The 17,517-nt window shown below is 52.1% G+C and carries 14 protein-coding genes and 1 pseudogene; 10 read left to right on the top strand and 5 right to left on the bottom strand.

The window, feature by feature from the left end:
* Nucleotides 1-19: 19 nt before the first annotated feature.
* Nucleotides 20-487, bottom strand: coding sequence for a thioredoxin-dependent thiol peroxidase (gene bcp, locus B0W44_RS09175; RefSeq protein ID WP_077719797.1), 468 nt, complete (start codon nt 485-487; stop codon nt 20-22).
* Between the two features lie 505 nt (nt 488-992).
* Between bcp and B0W44_RS09170 the strand changes: the two genes are divergently transcribed.
* On the top strand, nt 993-2,099 hold the full coding sequence (locus B0W44_RS09170) for a PRK06851 family protein (protein WP_077719796.1): 1,107 nt from the start codon (nt 993-995) through the stop codon (nt 2,097-2,099).
* On the opposite strand, the gene B0W44_RS09165 is transcribed toward B0W44_RS09170, so the two are convergent.
* Nucleotides 2,096-2,482, bottom strand: coding sequence for a VOC family protein (locus B0W44_RS09165; protein ID WP_077719795.1), 387 nt, complete (start codon nt 2,480-2,482; stop codon nt 2,096-2,098). The genes B0W44_RS09170 and B0W44_RS09165 overlap by 4 nt on opposite strands.
* A gap of 639 nt (nt 2,483-3,121) precedes the next feature.
* Here B0W44_RS09165 and B0W44_RS09160 point away from each other — a divergent pair.
* On the top strand, nt 3,122-4,024 hold the full coding sequence (locus tag B0W44_RS09160; RefSeq protein WP_077719794.1) for a transcriptional regulator CcpC: 903 nt from the start codon (nt 3,122-3,124) through the stop codon (nt 4,022-4,024).
* Nucleotides 4,025-4,054: 30 nt separating this feature from the next.
* On the opposite strand, the gene B0W44_RS09155 is transcribed toward B0W44_RS09160, so the two are convergent.
* Nucleotides 4,055-5,242 (bottom strand): M20 metallopeptidase family protein, encoded by a 1,188-nt coding sequence (locus tag B0W44_RS09155; protein WP_077719793.1) that lies wholly within the window; start codon nt 5,240-5,242, stop codon nt 4,055-4,057.
* 404 nt (nt 5,243-5,646) lie between these two features.
* Nucleotides 5,647-6,996 (bottom strand): ISLre2 family transposase, encoded by a 1,350-nt coding sequence (locus B0W44_RS09150; protein WP_418304042.1) that lies wholly within the window; start codon nt 6,994-6,996, stop codon nt 5,647-5,649.
* A 159-nt stretch (nt 6,997-7,155) separates the two neighbouring features.
* Here B0W44_RS09150 and B0W44_RS09145 point away from each other — a divergent pair, with 159 nt between their 5' ends.
* The 5 genes and pseudogenes from B0W44_RS09145 (at nt 7,156) to nikC (ending at nt 12,867) form a co-directional block, all read left to right on the top strand.
* The gene (locus B0W44_RS09145; protein ID WP_077721319.1) at nt 7,156-8,148 is read left to right on the top strand and encodes an ABC transporter ATP-binding protein; all 993 of its coding nucleotides are present in this window, start codon (nt 7,156-7,158) and stop codon (nt 8,146-8,148) included.
* Nucleotides 8,141-9,154, top strand: coding sequence for an ABC transporter ATP-binding protein (locus B0W44_RS09140; RefSeq protein WP_077719792.1), 1,014 nt, complete (start codon nt 8,141-8,143; stop codon nt 9,152-9,154). The genes B0W44_RS09145 and B0W44_RS09140 overlap by 8 nt, the downstream gene beginning before the upstream one ends.
* A gap of 30 nt (nt 9,155-9,184) precedes the next feature.
* Entirely contained in the window at nt 9,185-10,840 is a 1,656-nt protein-coding gene (locus B0W44_RS09135) for an ABC transporter substrate-binding protein (RefSeq protein ID WP_077719791.1), read from the top strand.
* Nucleotides 10,841-10,932: 92 nt separating this feature from the next.
* Nucleotides 10,933-11,931 (top strand): annotated as a pseudogene (locus B0W44_RS18520) (ABC transporter permease); the annotation flags it as partial.
* An 87-nt stretch (nt 11,932-12,018) separates the two neighbouring features.
* Nucleotides 12,019-12,867, top strand: a complete 849-nt coding sequence (gene nikC / locus B0W44_RS18515) for a nickel transporter permease (RefSeq protein WP_169835672.1) — start codon at nt 12,019-12,021, stop codon at nt 12,865-12,867.
* Between the two features lie 58 nt (nt 12,868-12,925).
* Here the strand turns inward: nikC and B0W44_RS09125 are convergent, their stop codons facing one another.
* Complete coding sequence (locus tag B0W44_RS09125) at nt 12,926-15,214, bottom strand: FIMAH domain-containing protein (protein ID WP_077719789.1); 2,289 nt, start codon at nt 15,212-15,214, stop codon at nt 12,926-12,928.
* A gap of 215 nt (nt 15,215-15,429) precedes the next feature.
* On the opposite strand from B0W44_RS09125, the gene B0W44_RS09120 reads away from it, so the two are divergent.
* The 3 genes from B0W44_RS09120 to B0W44_RS09110 are packed head-to-tail and all read left to right on the top strand — an operon-like array spanning nt 15,430 to nt 17,502.
* A complete protein-coding gene (locus B0W44_RS09120) occupies nt 15,430-16,122 on the top strand; it encodes a response regulator transcription factor (RefSeq protein ID WP_077721318.1) in 693 nt (230 codons plus the stop codon).
* Nucleotides 16,109-16,531: a hypothetical protein gene (locus B0W44_RS09115; RefSeq protein ID WP_077719788.1), complete on the top strand. Its 423-nt coding sequence runs from the start codon at nt 16,109-16,111 to the stop codon at nt 16,529-16,531. Before B0W44_RS09120 ends, B0W44_RS09115 begins: the two co-directional genes overlap by 14 nt.
* Nucleotides 16,426-17,502 carry a sensor histidine kinase gene (locus B0W44_RS09110; RefSeq protein ID WP_169835506.1) on the top strand — a complete coding sequence of 359 codons (1,077 nt, stop codon included), beginning with the start codon at nt 16,426-16,428 and terminating at the stop codon, nt 17,500-17,502. Before B0W44_RS09115 ends, B0W44_RS09110 begins: the two co-directional genes overlap by 106 nt.
* The last annotated feature ends 15 nt before the right edge of the window (nt 17,503-17,517 follow it).

Below are 17,517 nucleotides of genomic sequence, written 5' to 3'. Positions count from 1 at the left end.
CAGTCATCCCTTTGTGAGTTTACATTGTCTTGACGAAATTGAGCACCTCTTGCACATGGTCTTTGACCTTGACTTTTCGCCACTCTTTGGCCAGTTTGCCTTCTTCGTCGACGACAAACGTCGAGCGCTCAATCCCCATGTACTCTTTGCCGAAGTTTTTCTTCAGTTTCCACACGCCGAACATCTCCGCCACTTCGTGGTCTTCGTCAGACAAAAGCAAAAACGGCAAGTCGTGTTTGGCGATGAACTTGTCGTGTGACTTGAGATCGTCCGGACTGATCCCGATTACGACTGCGTTGTAGTCTTTAAACTGACTGTGCACGTCGCGAAAATCGCACGCTTCGGTCGTACAACCAGGCGTCATATCTTTCGGGTAGAAGTAGATGACCACTTTTTGGCCTTTGAAATCACTCAACGCTACCTCTTCGCCGTTCGAGGCCGGCAGACGAAAATCCGGCACACGTTGTCCCACTTGTACTTCCGCCATTTTTGAACGCCTCCTTCTGCTCGGCTTGCGACGTCGTCGCAAACCTCGTCACAGTGTTCCCTAACTTTTATTGTAATGCTTTCTCCGCCAGGGAACAAATGTGACGGGGAGATTATTCGCTATGTAACGGCGTTCTCGGTTATGGTAAACGTCTGTCGTTCCAGCACCGCTTCCCTGCAAAAAACGCCATCCGGTGGCGGGTTCCGCTTTCTTTTCACATGTTTTTACAATAAAGCTTTCGGCTTGATCATCCGCTCACCTCTCATACAATTAATTTGTGGGTCCCCTCCCTTCTGCAAGCGAGCTGATAATGCCTCCACGCGACTCTGTCGGCAGCAGTGTAAGTGTGGTCTGAGAGGTGAGAACACGATCGAACGAGAACTGTCGCAGGAACGCTGGAACGTTGGGGCTTCGACCACAAACGCCTATCATGGGCGGGCACCCACAGAAGCCTTTTGCCATATACTAAATAATGTCTACGTTCAGAAGGAAAGGAGCGTCTCACATGGCGGGCAAAGTCCGAAACTTTTTCGCGGCAGGTCATACAGCGAGGGGTTATTACAGTCTGTTCAATTCTGTCCTCGCCGGGCTCGATCGCCTTTACTTCTTAATCGGCGGCCCCTGTACCGGGCAGTCAACGATCATCAAACAAATAGGCGACACGATGTCGAGCCGCGGGTACGATATCGAACGTTTGCATTGTGCGTCTGACGACGCGTCTGTTGACGGTGTAATCGTGCCCGAGCTTAAACTCGGGGTCGTGGACGGAAGCGCTGTCCGTACGGTCGAACCGCAAGCACCCGGTGCGATAGAGGAATACGTCAACATAGGCGTCGCCTGGGATTTAAATCAATTGAGAAAACAGAAAGAACACATCCGAACGCGGAACAAACAGATGACCAAAACGTTTCAACAAGCTTACAAGACCTTTGCCGACGCCCTCCGCATTCACGACGAATGGGAAAAAATCTACATCGACAACTTAGACCCCGTCAAGGCGAACAACCTGGCACACCGCGTGATAGAGCAGATGTTTTCCGACAAAGCGTTAACGAAACCGTCACATGTGCGTCACATGTTCTTAGGTGCCGCGACCCCGAAAGGTCCGGTCGATTTTGTTCAAAACTTGACGGAAGAGATGAACAAACGCTATTTCATCAAAGGGCGCCCCGGCTCCGGAAAGTCCAGTATGTTGAAAAAAGTCGCCGCAGCCGCCAAAGAGCGCGGATTTGACGCAGAAATTTACCATTGCGGGTTTGACCCCCACAGCCTCGATATGGTCCTTCTGCCAGAACTAAAAACAGCTATCTTCGACAGCACGGCTCCCCATGAGCACTTCCCTGAGCGTGAGGGCGATGAGGTGATTGACATGTATGCCCATGCAATCGCTCCCGGAACGGACGAAACGCACGCAACACAAATACACGACATTCGGGAGCGCTATTCGGCCAAAATGCGACAAGCCACGTCCTGCCTCTCGCAAGCGAAAGAGCTGTGGGACCAGTTAGACGCCATCTATCGCCACGCCACGGACTTCGCCAAGCTGAAAGAGATACAAACCGGCATTCAGGCTGAGATCGACGCATTTGCAGCGGAACAGGCAACTGTTTAACGTCGTGACGCCTCTCGTTTTCTCTCTAACAATTCGATCCGGTTCCCGAATGGATCGAACAGGGAAAAGCGCTTCACCCCCGGAATCGGGATTTCATCTTGCGTCACGACACCTCGACGTTCAAGGTAACGTCTTACTCTGTCCACATCGTCAATTTCAAAAGCCGGATGCCGCTTGCTCTTGTCACTATCCATCTCTTCCACCCCAATGTGCAGTTGAACGCCGCCGAGATCATACCACAATCCGCCGTTCGGTTTGAGCGCATCCGGTTTTTCTATTTCCTGAAAACCTAGAATATCTGTATAAAATCCCCTCGCCTCGTCCTCTGCTCCAATCGGGATACACACTTGCACATGATCGATTCGCTTCACCTTAATTTCCACAGTTTTCTTCCCCCCTTAAAACTTTCGGAGTGCCCATTTTCATTACAAGTAGTCCTGTCACCGTCTGCAACAGGCGTTCCACGTGCTGGCAGGACAGGCGATGTCCTGTCCGGATCCGCGTTTGCCCCGACGAACGAACCAACAGCAAACGGAAAGCACAACGCTCCACACCGTAGGTCCGGCTATGCAACGTCCCCTTCCAAGCCCGGACAACCCGTCACAGCCCCGACAGCGGACTGACCTCACTTGTCACCGTCGACGACAACACCAACTTTTTCACCTCTCCTCATAACAGGAACGGCACGATCACCACCTTCTTGAAATCTTTTTCTCGACAAATAACGTTAAAGAAAGTAGAGAGGGGACCGATACATTGGAAAAACTCGTTCACTGCGACGACAGGGTGGATCAGTGTCCCACAACATCATCGCCGGAAAGTTGATAACCTTCCGCTTCCGGCCATCGTCCCGACAAACGTCGCTGTCATACCGACGCACATGAGAAAGAAGGGGTCCATCGAGCGTGACTCCTTTACACCGCTAACTAGACTATACGACGATTCGAAAGATAGTCAAATTATAATGATATAATTAATTTCAATAACAAAAACTTATGATAACGAGGCAGGGTGACCGACACATGCGCTTGACAGACTTTGAAATTTTAGCGGTACTGGCACAAGAGCTGAATATGCGCAAAGCTGCCGAACGGCTTTACATATCCCAACCGGCCCTCAGTCAACGGTTGCAATCGATTGAGAAAGCGTGGGGACAAAAAATCTTTTTGCGTTCGCAAAAGGGCCTGATCTTAACGCCTCCTGGCGAAAAAATTATTCGTTACGTCAACGAAACGCTGCAGCGGGAAGAGAAGTTGTTAGAAGAACTTTCGTCCTTAGAAAAACGCGTCAGCGGCACGCTGAAATTGGCAGTGGCGTCCATTGTCGGACAGTACTGGCTGCCCGGTGTTTTAAAGCAATACGTCGAAAAGTACCCCCTTGTGAAAATTTCCCTTACGACGGGCTGGAGCAGTGACAGTGTCAAACACCTGTACGAAGACAACTTCCACATCGGCATTATTCGCGGTGAACCAGAGTGGAGGGGGAACGTCTATCACTTATTCAGTGATGAGCTGTATTTAGTTGACACTACGATTACATCCCTAGAAGAACTTAAAGAAACTTCCAGGCCGTTCATTCAATTTAAGAGCGATTCCACCTACTACCAGGAAATTCAAAGCTGGTGGCGCAAACAGTTCGGCGGTGTGCCCGAGCGCACCATCGTTGTCGACCAAATTGAGACGTGCAAACAACTGGCTCTGAATGGGATTGGGTATGCCATTTTGCCGTCCATCAGTTTGACAACGGTCGACCGCCGCATCAACAAAATCCCCCTTTTAGACGACGGGCAGCAACCGATCCAACGGGAAACGTGGCTCTTGAGCGACAAGACGTCTCAACACTTGAAACAGGTGAAAGCTTTCATCGACTTAGTGACAAAGGGGCAAAACGATGAAGCCAGCAGAAAAGGGCCCGTTGAGGCATGAACGAGTCTGAACAAAGGTGGAGATAGACCGTCATGTGGTCAAAAAGGTTAAAGCATTGAGCGCCTGGAGGGCTGAACCGATGGGCAAGCAGTCTTCGTCTATGTCAAAGCGGCTGGTGTGGGCACCGTGAACAATTCCTTTTGCTTCATTCCGGCAACCTAACCTGTAGAATGCCGACGGGACAGCCGCTGCAAAGTAAGAAAAGTCTTCCACACCCATGCTCGGGAGGGGAATCTGGGTCACGTTTTCCTTTCCCAGCAGTGTTTCGCCACTCTGTTTCACGATATCCACCATCGCATCGTCGTTGATGAGGGCGATGTAGCCGTCATCCCCCAGTTCAAACGCATAGTCCCCGCCCATGCTCCGCGTCGTGTACTGCAGCACATCGTCGATCCGCTGCAACACAGTTTGACGCACGTCAGGATCTAATGTCCGCACGGTGCCGGTCATGGTCACTTCATCGGCAATGATGTTGCCTTGCGTTCCACCTTGAATCGCGCCGATGGAGATGACCGCCGACTGGCGCGGGTCGACGTTGCGGCTGACGATCGTCTGCAAAGCCGTGATGACGTGGGCGGCGATGACGACAGCGTCCGTGCCGGTATGCGGAGATGCGCCGTGGGCTTTGTTCCCTTTCACAGTGATCAAAATCGTGTCCGACGCTGCGTTCATCTGACCGTACCTCCAACCGATTTGGCCGACGGGTATTTCCGGAGCGACGTGCAGACCGAAAGCAGCGTCTACCTTCGGACTGTCCAGCACACCGGCTGCGATCATCGGTTTTGCACCCCCGACCGTTTCTTCTGCCGGTTGGAAAATCAGCTTGACGTTGCCGGAAAGATGCGACTTTTGGCCGTTTAACAGGCGGGCGGCTCCGAGCAAAATCGCCATGTGCGCATCGTGGCCACACGCGTGCATCTTCCCGGGGACGGTCGATTTGTAAACGACGTCATTTTGTTCTGCAATGGGAAGGGCATCCATGTCGGCGCGCAAAGCGACAGTCCTTCCGCTTGACCCTCCCTCTATGAAGCCGACAACTCCCGTGTTGGCGATATTGGCTTTATGAGGAATCCCCATTTCTTGCAAGTACTGCACGATTTTATCCCGCGTCCGGTATTCTTCCATACCGAGTTCAGGGTGGCGGTGAAAATCCCGCCGCACTTCGACGAGCCACGGTTTCATGGCCTCAGCTATTTCCCACAATTGTTTGTGTACCATCGGCAACAACACTCTCTTCGACCATTCATTCTCGACGTGACGCGTCCGGTCTCGACACCAACAGCAACGACAAGGTCGGTCCCTCTGACCAGCTTTGACACGGCACAACGCTAAAAAGCCGTTCCGCTCCTCAACCCGCCCATCACTTTCACTTTATGACCCATTAAGGCTCCCCATGCCCTTGAGTTTGGACAAAAGACGACCATGTCATAGTTTTGTACTATTCATAATAACATAATAATTGAATGGGACAGACGACGATACGTCCACGTTTGAGTCAAGCATTGTTTGAGTCAAGCATTTATGGGCAAGCTCTTTTCCGAGCTGAATGATTTAAAAATCTCTGACCTCTTGGAAGCGTTCTAATTCCTTCTGCTCGGTTATTGAGTATTTGGGGATGGTTTTTAAAAACCTCTCAATCCTTTTAATGCCATGCCGGTTGGACTGCTTTGCATCGGTCCCTTCAACAGCCGTATGACGCCGTTCAAACATCCCTGTGATGTCTGCTGGACTTCTTGCAATAATTGCTTCATATTGGCTTCTCTGAATACATCCGTTTTCTCTGCGGCTGCCCTTTGTATGCCGGCCTGATTGTCCCAGCCTTCCTTAAATCTAATAATGGCCTTTAGCATCGCTCTGATGCCTCTTTTACTCCAGCTGTATCCTCCGCGTTTGGTTCGTTTGGCCATCACGCGCATCTGGGCTTCCGCACTTCCCATCGGTCGCATACCTGTTGTGTCAAGACCCGCCTGGCGCAAGACTTCCCGGTAATCCCGCAAGTCGTCCTGATTCCTTTGCAGATAGCGGACATACTGACGATACCCGGTTCTTTTTTCTGTCGGGATGTCCGTGTCGGCCACTTGTTCGAGTGCTGAAAGCAGGGGGGGCACGTCATATTCGGCCAGGGCTTTTCTGATGCGTCGCCACTGTCCGGGCAGATGTCCCACATAGTTTCTCAGTTCCCGGGCAACATGGAAGCGGTCTAGTTGAAAAATGCACCGGTGGAAATACGATTGGCATTCTTTAATCCAGGGAGCGCCGTCTCCATTGACCACAAGCCAGGTGTCCCCATCCAACTCATAATGTTGACTAAGAAACCTGCCCAATCCTTCCCAAAAGTCGCCCCGTTCATGCAGGTAGTGTTTCTTTTCTTTCAGACAGATGCGCCCCCCTTCTTTTTCCCACCCCTCATGGACAATGGCTATTCGGTGCTCGATCCCCTTCGCCTTGGTCCGCTGCAGCTTGGTGTACAAACCATCTGCTTCGATGAACAAAACAGGCGGTGCCTTGCGTTTGACTGGCTTTTGGATCAGGGTCTCTGCCTCGGAGATGAGCCTGCCTCTAATCGCTTCATGGCTCAGCGGTCGATACCCCAACAGTTTTTCCAGTCGATCTGCACTGTCACGGTAGGAAGGCCCCTGGCTGGCAAAAGCTACAGCCACCTCCTCGAGGCAAGGACTGATTTTTTTCTGTCCGTCATACTGGAGCATCTGATCAAGTAAGTAGACATGTTTTCCTGTTTGCCGATCTAGATAAATCCTCCGCTTGAAAGTAACCGTACCAAACAGGGTATCTACGTCGATTTCGTATGCATTCTTCAAGCGGTATCTCTTTTTGTCCCTTTGCTCCATGATCTGTCGGTCAATGTCCTCCAGGATATATGTCATTGCGGCTGCAAACTGTTCCTGTAATAGCCGAAACAACATCTCCTCTAACTCTTCCATCGTTGGCCAAATCATGGTATCCTTCTGCACGAGGTCTCTCACTCCTTGGTAGTGTTTGGTTTAGTCGCTTAACACTTTACCAAGAAGAGAGACCTTTTTCTATACTTTTTTCAACATCATTCCTCGGATTTGCCCATAAACATTTTACTCATACACGTCCACTGCGGGGAGGTTACGATGGTTGAAGTAGTGTCAGAACCGATATTGCGCGTAAACCGCTTGCACACGCAATTCTCCACCGACAAAGGCGTAATTCCTGCTGTAAACGGAATTGACTTCTCTTTGTACAAGGGTGAAATTGTCGGTCTAGTGGGAGAATCGGGATGCGGAAAAAGTGTGACCTCCCTCTCCGTTTTGAAACTCATTCCCCAACCTCCCGGGAAAATTTCTGCAGACAAAATGGAGTTCAAATCGGAAGATTTAATTCACGCAACAGAGCGTCGAATGCGCCAACTGCGGGGGAACGACATCTCCATGATCTTTCAGGATCCGATGTCCTCCCTCAACCCCACTTTCACCATCGGCCACCAGATTTCGGAAGTCATTCGCATTCACAAAAAAGCGTCACGCAAAGAAGCGCTGCGTCAAAGTGTCGAAATGTTAAGTAAAGTCGGCATTCCGCGAGCTGAACGCACCGTGAAAGACTACCCTCACCAGTTGTCCGGCGGAATGCGTCAACGCGTCATGATTGCCATGGCTATGGCGTGTCAGCCAGAACTGCTGATCGCGGACGAACCGACCACAGCTTTAGATGTGACCATCCAAGCGCAAATATTAAATTTGATGAAACAGTTGAATCAAGAACAAGGCACCGCCATTTTGCTCATTACTCACGATTTAGGCGTCGTAGCGGAAGTGTGCGAGAGAGTCCTCGTCATGTATGCGGGAAAAGTGGTGGAAGAAGGGGATGTCCGCAGCATACTAAAAGATCCGCAACACCCTTACACACAAGGCCTCATCGCTTCTGTTCCCAAAAGAAAAGAGCGAAGCCAACGGCTCTACTCGATTCCCGGCACTGTCCCGAAGCCAGGCAGCTTAAAACGAGGATGTGCCTTTGCTCCCCGTTGTACCTTCGCCTTTGATTCGTGTTGGAAGGAGGCACCGGAACTGTACCCGTTGGGAAACGGAAGGCGTTCCCGATGTTTGTTACACCGAGAAGAAGGGAGCCAACGCATTGAATAACGTGCTTTTAAAGCTAGAACACGTGAAAAAATACTACCCGGTCAAGGGCGGTCCATTGAGGCGTACAATCGGTTATGTCAAGGCCGCGGATGATATTTCGCTCTCGGTTGAACGGGGGGAAGTGTTGGGGATCGTCGGAGAGAGCGGTTGCGGCAAATCGACATTGGGACGGGTTGCATTGCGTCTCCTCGAGCCGACCGACGGCCGTATCGTCTTCGGCGGAAGAGATATTACACACTATTCCTACAAACAGATGCGGCAAGTCCGGAAAAAGATGCAAATCGTACTTCAAGATCCTTCTCAATCTTTGAATCCGCGCCACAAATTGGAAAAAATTGTCGGAGAGCCGCTGCTCGTTCACGGTTGCGGAAATAAAAAGGAGCGCCGGGAACGGGTTATGCACCTTTTGAATATCGTCGGCCTCAGTGATGATTACGCTGTGCGCTACCCCCATCAGCTCAGCGGCGGACAACAGCAACGCATCGGCATTGCCCGGGCTTTAGCTTTAAACCCGAAGCTGATCGTGGCAGACGAACCGGTTTCAGCCCTTGACGTTTCTGTCCAATCGCAAGTGTTAAACTTGCTCCAAGATTTGAAGGACGAATTCAAACTGACTTACGTCTTTATTTCTCACGATCTCAGCGTAATCCGCACCTTTTGCAACCGAGTGGGAGTCATGTACTTAGGAAGGATCGTGGAACTGGCACCAAACGAAAATCTTTACGAAAAGCCCAAACACCCGTACACGGAAGCATTGCTCTCTTCCATCCCCATAGACGACCCAGAAGAAGCACAGCGGGAGCGCATTTTGTTGGAAGGAGATGTTCCTGATCCGGAAAATCCTCCCCGGGGATGCGCTTTTCACACCCGCTGTCCTTATGCGATGGACGTCTGTCAAGAAGTACGACCTTCGTTAGTAGAACACGAGCGGAGTCACTACGTGGCGTGTCATCTGTACTCACCGAGAGAGCGCCAAGGAGACAAGGTACAGGCGACGTCGGAGTGAGAAAACGTCCAATTAAGGAGGAACGCGAAAGTGAGAAAACAGAGTTGTCAATTCGTCGCTCTCGTTTTGGCCGCGGTGTTAATTCTTGCGGCCTGCGGAGGAGGAAACGACGACGCTGCTGAAACTTCAGCAGAGGACGCCGGAGGCGACAGCGGGCCAACCCCTTCTGGCGGCGGAACGTTGATCTTCGCCCGCGGTGCAGATTCATCGTCACTGGATCCCGGCAGCACAGCAGACGGAGAAGCGTCCCGCGTCACTGTCCAAGTGTTCGAAACGTTAACCCGGTTTGCTGAGGACTCTTTTGAGATTGAGCCGGGGCTGGCGGAAAGTTGGGACGTATCTGAAGACGGCTTAAGCTACACGTTTCACCTGCGGAAAGGAGTTGAATTTCACGACGGAACACCGTTTGACGCCGATGCGGTCATTTTCAACTTTGAACGCTGGTCTGACCCGGAACATCCGTACCATTTCGCTGAAGAAGGATTCATCTACAGCAGCTATGTCAATCAATTCGGCGGACTGAAAGACGACGAATCTCACGTCATCGAGGAAATCAACAAAATTGACGAACACACTGTGGAGTTCGTGTTGAAACGCCCGGTTCCGGCCTTTTTACAGAACATGGCCATGTCCTACTTCGGCTTGGCTTCACCTAAAAGTCTCGAAACGTACGGGACGGACATCGTCGAGCACCCGGTCGGCACCGGTCCGTTCGTATTTGAAGAATGGGTTCGCGATGATGCCATCACCCTCGTGAAGAATGAAAACTACTGGCAAGATGGATACCCGCTCGTCGACCGCGTTATTTTCCAAGTCATTCCAGATAACGCGGCCCGCTTGACGGCCCTTCAGTCAGGTGAAGTCGACATCGCCGACGGCCTGAACCCCGACGATCTAGAGCGAGTCGAGGGAGATCCGAACGTTGAACTGTTGCAGCGTGATGCGAACAATATCGGGTATCTCGGGTTTAACATGGAAAAGGAGCCGTTCAACGATCCCCTCGTGCGGAAGGCGATGAATTACGCCGTAAATAAAGAAAACTTGATTGCAACGGTCTACAACGATTTGGCTGAACCGGCCAAAAACCCTCTCCCTCCTTCGTACCTCGGGTACAACGATGACATAGCGCCGTACGAATACGACCCGGAAAAAGCACGTGATTTACTGGCTGAGGCCGGATATGCAGACGGCTTTACATTTGATTTGTGGACGATGCCCGTCCCGCGCCCTTACATGCCCGATCCAAACAGAGCGGCAGAAGCATTGCAGACGGATTTTGCTGAAATCGGTTTGACAGCGAACATTGTCACGATGGAGTGGGCGACGTATTTAGATGAACTGACACAAGGCAACCAGGAAGTGTACATGATCGGCTGGTCGGGTGTGAACGGCGACCCGGACTATTTCTTGAACAACCTGCTGGCCGAGCATTCCATTCCCGATCCGAATTACTCCCGGTACCGCAACCGCGATTTAACTGAACTGCTGTTAGATGCCCAATCCGTGCTCGATGAAAAGGAACGGGCAGCGATGTACGCACGAGCCCAGGAAATCGTCCACGAAGACGCCGCGATGATTCCCCTTGTGCACACTCGTCCCGCGTTGGGGGTCAGTAAACGCGTCCAAGACTACGTTCCCCATCTATCCGTAACCGAACCGTTGACAAAAGTACACATAACCGATTGAACAGAAGAAGCGTAAGGAGAGCAACTCGACATTTGACCGCTTTCCTTTCTTCACTCTCGCCATCAGACTAGAGAGGAAAAGAGGGGGTACCCGTGCTTTCGTATGTCATTCGACGCACCCTTATTTTAATCCCCGTCCTCATCGGGATGACAATCATGACGTTTTCCATCGTTCACCTCATTCCGGGAAATCCGGCGCAAACGATCTTAGGAGATCAGGCGCGTCCGGAAACAGTGGCCGCATTGGAGAAACGCCTCGGCTTAAACAAGCCGTACCCGGTGCAGTACGCGATTTATGTAAAAGATTTGCTGCAAGGGAACCTAGGGGAATCATTGCGTACGAAAGCACCAATCTCCACAGAGATTGTCCCGTACTTCATGGCAACGTTGGAACTCACAGTTTCCGCCATGCTCATTGCCACCGTTGTCGGAATCAATGCAGGGATTGTCAGCGCCTGGAAACACAATTCCATCTTTGATTATGCGGTTATGCTCATGGCCTTGATTGGCGTGTCCATGCCGATCTTCTGGCTTGGTTTAATGCAGCAGTGGCTGTTCTCCCAAGAGTTAGGTTGGCTCCCCGCTTTTGGAAGGGATGATCCGCGAAATCCGGTGGAGCCCATCACGTATCTGTATGTCGTGGATGCCGTGCTCGCGGGAAATTGGGATCATGTAAAAGACGTCCTCCGTCACTTAGTTTTGCCAGCGACGGCCCTGGCGACGATCCCCATGGCTGTGATCGCCAGGATGACCCGTTCCAGTATGTTAGAAGTGTTGCGATCCGACTTTGTGCGAACGGCACAGGCGAAAGGCGTGCGACCGTTTTTCATCATTTACAAACACGGGCTGAGAAATGCCATGATTCCCGTACTCACTGTCATCGGTTTGCAAGCGGGAACCTTGCTCGGCGGAGCACTGTTGACGGAAACGATCTTCAGTTGGCCCGGTATCGGGCGCTACATTTACGAAGCGATCGGCTACAGGGACTACCCGGTGATTCAATCGGGTGTACTCGTCATCGCCTTCATGTTTGTGATCATCAATTTTATCGTGGATTTACTCTACGCCTATTTGGACCCGAGAATCCGCTATGAGCAAGGGGTGATTGTGTTGCCGCCTCCCAGTGTCAACCGACATCACTCGATCTCTCCAACCAATTCCCCACGGGGAACAGATGGGATGGCACCTGACAACCCGTGGCGGGAGAGCTTCAGAAACTTGAAAAGAAACAAAATGGCCATCCTCGGATTACTCATTATTGTCAGTTTTGTCAGCGTCGGATTGCTGGCCCCCTTCATGACGACATACGAACCGACCCAGCAGCACGTGGCTGAACGGTTGACAAGCCCTTCCGAGGCTGCGTGGTTCGGCACGGACCATTTTGGGCGGGACATCTTTACCCGTGTCGTGTACGGGGCTCGAATTTCCATATACATCGGTTTTGTTTCCGTGTTCAGCGCCATCGTCTGCGGGACACTGCTCGGGTTGATCGCTGGATACTTCGGACGTTGGGTCGATATGACCATCTCCCGCCTGTTTGACATCATGCTCGCATTCCCAAGTATTTTACTGGCCATCGCGATCGTGGCGATCCTCGGGCCGTCACTTGAAAACGCCATGTTGGCTGTCGCCGTAATCAATGTGCCCACATTCGGGCGATTAGTGCGTTCCAAGGTGCTCAGCGTAAAAGAGGAAGAGTACATTACCGGAGCAAAAGCTCAAGGGATGGGACACGGACGCATCATGTTACACCACATTCTGCCGAACAGTCTGGCACCCGTCATTGTCCAGGCGTCCCTCAGTTTCGGGACGGCCATTTTAGAAGCAGCAGCATTGGGATTCCTCGGTCTCGGCGCGCAACCTCCTTCACCGGAATGGGGCCGCATGCTGGCAGATGCTCGGCAGTATATTCAGACAGCTCCATGGACGGTCGTATTCCCCGGCTTGTGCATCATGTTGCTGGTACTCGGTTTTAATCTGTTCGGTGACGGCCTGCGGGACACTCTGGACCCGAAAATGAAATCTTAAGTCCCCGCATCATCAAACCCCCGTGGCAAACGCAAACTTGCCACGGGGGTGTTGCATTTTACTCCTGCCACTTGGCTATGACAGTGTCCGCACCGCTCTGCAGGACGTCGAGCGCTTCCGCTGAAATGAGCCCGTTTTCCCCTTGGTGCCCGAGCAACTGTTTAAAGTTTTGCATGTGTTTCACAACCTTGTCAGCATCCCCTTGCCGTTCAAAGCGGTCCACTGCCATTAAATGGACCAGCAAAGAGCGGACGGCGCCGTCGTTACGAAAGGCTCCTTCCTCGTTAAAGTGCTCCACTAGTACTTGAAGCTCCGAAACACTGTGGGGGTGATAACGCACGTCATATTCGTAATCGGCGTAGGCGAGATCTCCCTGCGGCGCACCGTACGTCACGGTCATCACCAGCTCGTCACCAGGGTTGAGCTGGGTGAACGATTCCAGTTCTTTTTCCTCGTCACTCGTCATGTTAAACGGGTCGACGTGGATGACAGCGTGATTCCCTTGCGGTTTCTCCTGTATAAACGTCACCAGGTAGTCGACATAGCGCCCCACCACCTCGTTCAACCCTTGAAAATCGTCGAGATTTCCGCCGTCGTTCTCATATCCAACCGCATCTATACGGATGTTGTCCACATACCAGCCAGCCTCTTCTGAAGCCCAGTCGGTGACGTAACGGAAAGCGAGAAGGATTTGCTGCCCGTCGTAGGCGCTTAAATCAAACGTCTGGGTCGTCCATCCTCCAGAAGAACCGGTAAATCCGGGCACATTTTCCACGACGTTGGGATGGGCATTCGGATCGAGGTCAGACCGGGTGTTCTCGTTGGCGAGGGACGTCCACGTCTCTCCTCCGTCCGTCGACACTTGCACAAAACCGTAATCCCACGCCTCTTCGATCTCGTACCACGTGTCGAATGTCAATTCGGCGCCTTCCACTCCGCTTAAATCAAAGGCCTTAATCATGAAGTGGTTCGCAAGGGAACCCGCTCCACCCCAAAACACGTCATTGTCCGCATTTTCAGGATCGTCGGCAACCGTCCATTCAGTGGGCAGAAAATCAATTCCGTCAAAAAATAAACTTTGGACATCTTTGCGTTCGAGCTTGACAAAGTCGGTACCCCACGCCGGAGCGCCGGGCGTGTTGTACGCTTCTTCTGTATCGACGTTAATCGTAAAGTCGATACTCTTAAACCCGTACTTCTCGTTTTCGCCGTCTTCGGCGTCAATGACGAGGGCCGTCTGGAAATCGCGGTACACATCTTCAAACGTCACTTCGTACCCAAACGCCTGCAGCGTGTCGTTCACTCCTTCGATCCCGTTCTTCTCATTGGTTGCCAAGGCTTGGATGAACTCGCTGCCGCCGTAGTGATCGTTTAGATAGAGTTGAAATAAGTACGCGATGCCGTAGTCAGCCAGTATTTCATACGGCCCTTGATCTTCCCAGGCGACTAGAGAGTTCTCCGGATGGTCGCGGAAGAAGTCCACGTGACTGTCAGGGTGGCCGTACCCGACGAGAAATTCTGCGAAGTCGGACATCCCTTCGTTGATCCATGTTTCTTCGTCAGAATCGTTGTCGTCGTGGATGAGATGCTGGTATTCGTGGGCAACCGTTCCTTCGTACAGATGCGGTCTAGCGGCATCCGGTCCAACTCGGTTCTCCCAATCGTACGCATCGATCGTGATAATATTGCGATCTGTGTACATCTCGAACACCGGAGAGTAAAATCCGGCAATGTAACTCGGAAATTCCGGATCGTAGAAATTTGCGTCCCGCACGTTGTCGACAAGAATGATGTTCCGGTCACTGCCGTCTGAACTGACATAGTAATCTTCACCGAACGTGTCCGTTATGAGTTGATGCTGGTTTTCTCCGTTGTGCGAATTCGGCATACCGAAAAACTCTGTCACTTTTCCGTAAATGTTCGTGTCGAACTCGGACAGGATGTATGCCACCTGTTCGTCCGTAATCTCGACAGAGTCGTTCCGCTCTTCCTGAGGGAAATCGCGGTCATTCGCCACCCAGATCTCTGCGTATTCCCCGACGGCCCGCAGTGTGTAATCTTTAAAGTAGTATCCTTGCGTATCGTCTAAGGACAGGAAGAAGCGCTCTGTTCCCGGTGTCGGTTCGTACGTCTGTAACGCTGCTTCGCTAAATGTCCGCAGCGGAACAGACGATGAATCGATCTCTATCTCCTCTAGTTCTTCACTCCGCAACTTCGGGCCGATGTCAACAGGTTCTGGCCCTTCCCCATTCCCCGTTGTCGCCTGAACAGAATCTTCTACCGTTGGCAAGGTGAACGAAAAGACGAGTAAAACAGCTAAGGCCACACGGGGCAACCACTTTTGCATGCTTCCAACTCCTTTAACTCAGTTTTACAATCCCCTGCACATTGAGAGGTTGTATATGAAATATTTCTTCTTATCACAATTGTTTCCCTTTAGGAATTAGGACCTATTTTCACGCTTCTCGTTCCCATGCCCTTCTCTCCCGTTCAGGTACCACCGAACCACTTTAACCGATCGAACAAACCGTGGTATGATCGAGTAGAGGAGGGGACTTGCCGTTGCAAGCGCACATTCTCGTGATCGAAGATGACCAACACATTCAGGAAATGCTCAAATATACGCTAGAAAGTGAAACTTACCGGGTCAGCTCGGCATTTTCCGGCAGAGAAGGAATGGATTTGTTTGAACAAATGACCCCTGACCTCGTGCTACTGGATATTATGCTCCCCGATCTAGACGGTTGGGAAGTGCTGGAGCGGATACGCCTCCGCGGATCGACGCCCGTCATCATGCTGACCGCGAAAGGAGAAGTGGAAGACAAGATTAAAGGGTTGAATCTAGGCAGTGACGATTACATCACCAAGCCTTTCAGCCCTGGAGAATTGTTGGCCCGCATAAGGGCTGTCCTGCGAAGAGTGGAACCGGAATCAAAAAAAGTGATGAGTTGGCCGAATCTTACGATCCACCGCGACGAGCGCCTGGTAAAGGCCAAAGGCCAGCCAGTCACGCTGACCCGCAAAGAGTTCGACTTACTGCTGTACTTGGCAACACACAAGGGACAAGTGATCAGCCGGGAGCACTTGCTCAGTAAAATATGGGACTACGCCTACCTCGGCGACACGCGCACAGTCGACACTCACGTCAAGCGGCTGAGAGAAAAACTAGAATCCCGTACCGCCCCTTACCGGTACATCCGCACCGTCTGGGGCAGCGGGTACACCTTTGAAGTGATGCGCGATGAGGAAGTATAACTCCCTGTTTTCCCGCCTCATCACCTCCCACACGATCGTCGTGCTCATCGCTGTGCTGGCCATCGGGTTTGCCGCCGATACGTTTTTTCGGCTGTTCCTCGTCGAGCAAGAGTCGTCCCGCCTCGTGGACAACGTCTCTGCCGTCGCCCGCCGCGTGGTCGTCCCTGGAGAATCGGGGTGGGTCATTCGCTCCGAGCGTTCCATTTTGATCAACACGTTGCAGTTGGCCGGAATAGAACTGTATGAACTCCCCCTTCGGCTGCCGAGAACCTGTCTTTCACACCGGACGAATGGAACAGTCTGTTGCGGGATCAGCAACTTTTCCGTAAGACGTCCGCCACCTGGTTCGGTCTGCCGGAACTGGAGCTGTACCTCATCGACGGAGAGCGCAACCGGCTCCTGCTTCTAAAAAACCCGATGGGCCAATCCGCCGAAACGTTGTCGCACATGCGCCGGACCCTCATCTACTCCGGCCTGATCGCCATCCTCCTCGGCGTCCTAATCTCGTACGGCACGTCTCGCTACACGGTCACACCCATTCGCAACATACAACACGTCGCGCGCAAAGTGGTGCAAGGCGATTTTCGACAACGCGTCCGAATGGAATCGTACGAGGAACTAGACGATCTAGCCGCCACATTCAATCAAGCGGTCGACCGCGTAGAAGAGACAATGAAAGAACAGCAACGCCTGGATCAACTCAGCAAACAATTCGTTTCCAACGTCTCCCACGAATTTCGCGTCCCGCTCACGTCGCTGGCCGGGTTTCTCGAACTGCTACAAGAGGACAAAATACCGGCAAAAGACAAAGGGAAAGTAACGGCGATCATGCAAAAGGACGTCGAGCGCTTGAGCCGTCTCGTTCACGATCTGTTGGACCTTTCCCGGTTGCAGTCGGGGAAGATTGAACTGGAACGCGAACTCGTTCCCTTAAAGCCGACAGTCGAGGAGACCCTCGACCGCTTATCACCCCAGTTGGAGAACAAACCTTTGTCCGTGACGTCGGATGTCAAGCCGTCACTCGTCGTTTGGGCTGACGAAGACCGCTTGCAGCAAATACTGCTCAACTTGATCGGGAATGCCGTACAGCATTCGCCTGCCGGAGAATCGGTCGAGATTGGCGCCCGTTCCGTTCAGGGAGGTCAAGCGGTCCAAATCACTGTCGTCAACAGAGGAACGACGATTCCGCCGGAAGAGCTCCCCTATTTGTGGGAGCGGTTCACCAAAGTCGATAAGTCCCGCTCTAAACAGGGAACGGGTTTAGGCCTCGCCATCACCCGCGAACTGGTCCACTTACACGGCGGACACATTGAAGCTGACAACTTGCCGGATCAATCCGGTGTCCGCGTCACCTTCACGTTACCTGCTCGTGAAAATTAAACGATTGCTGAGTCA

It is taken from the genome of Novibacillus thermophilus (assembly GCF_002005165.1).
GTDB classification, from domain to species: Bacteria; Bacillota; Bacilli; order Thermoactinomycetales; family Novibacillaceae; genus Novibacillus; species Novibacillus thermophilus.
This window is presented reverse-complemented; position numbering and strand designations above follow the sequence as displayed.

What these genes read in the sequence shown, in the direction of transcription:
- nikC (WP_169835672.1), top strand. Translation starts at nt 12,019, where the DNA reads ATGGCACCTGACAACCCGTGGCGGGAGAGCTTCAGAAACTTGAAAAGA.
- bcp (WP_077719797.1), bottom strand. Translation starts at nt 487, where the DNA reads ATGGCGGAAGTACAAGTGGGACAACGTGTGCCGGATTTTCGTCTGCCG.
- B0W44_RS09170 (WP_077719796.1), top strand. Translation starts at nt 993, where the DNA reads ATGGCGGGCAAAGTCCGAAACTTTTTCGCGGCAGGTCATACAGCGAGG.
- B0W44_RS09125 (WP_077719789.1), bottom strand. Translation starts at nt 15,214, where the DNA reads ATGCAAAAGTGGTTGCCCCGTGTGGCCTTAGCTGTTTTACTCGTCTTT.
- B0W44_RS09160 (WP_077719794.1), top strand. Translation starts at nt 3,122, where the DNA reads ATGCGCTTGACAGACTTTGAAATTTTAGCGGTACTGGCACAAGAGCTG.
- B0W44_RS09155 (WP_077719793.1), bottom strand. Translation starts at nt 5,242, where the DNA reads ATGGTACACAAACAATTGTGGGAAATAGCTGAGGCCATGAAACCGTGG.
- B0W44_RS09115 (WP_077719788.1), top strand. Translation starts at nt 16,109, where the DNA reads ATGAGGAAGTATAACTCCCTGTTTTCCCGCCTCATCACCTCCCACACG.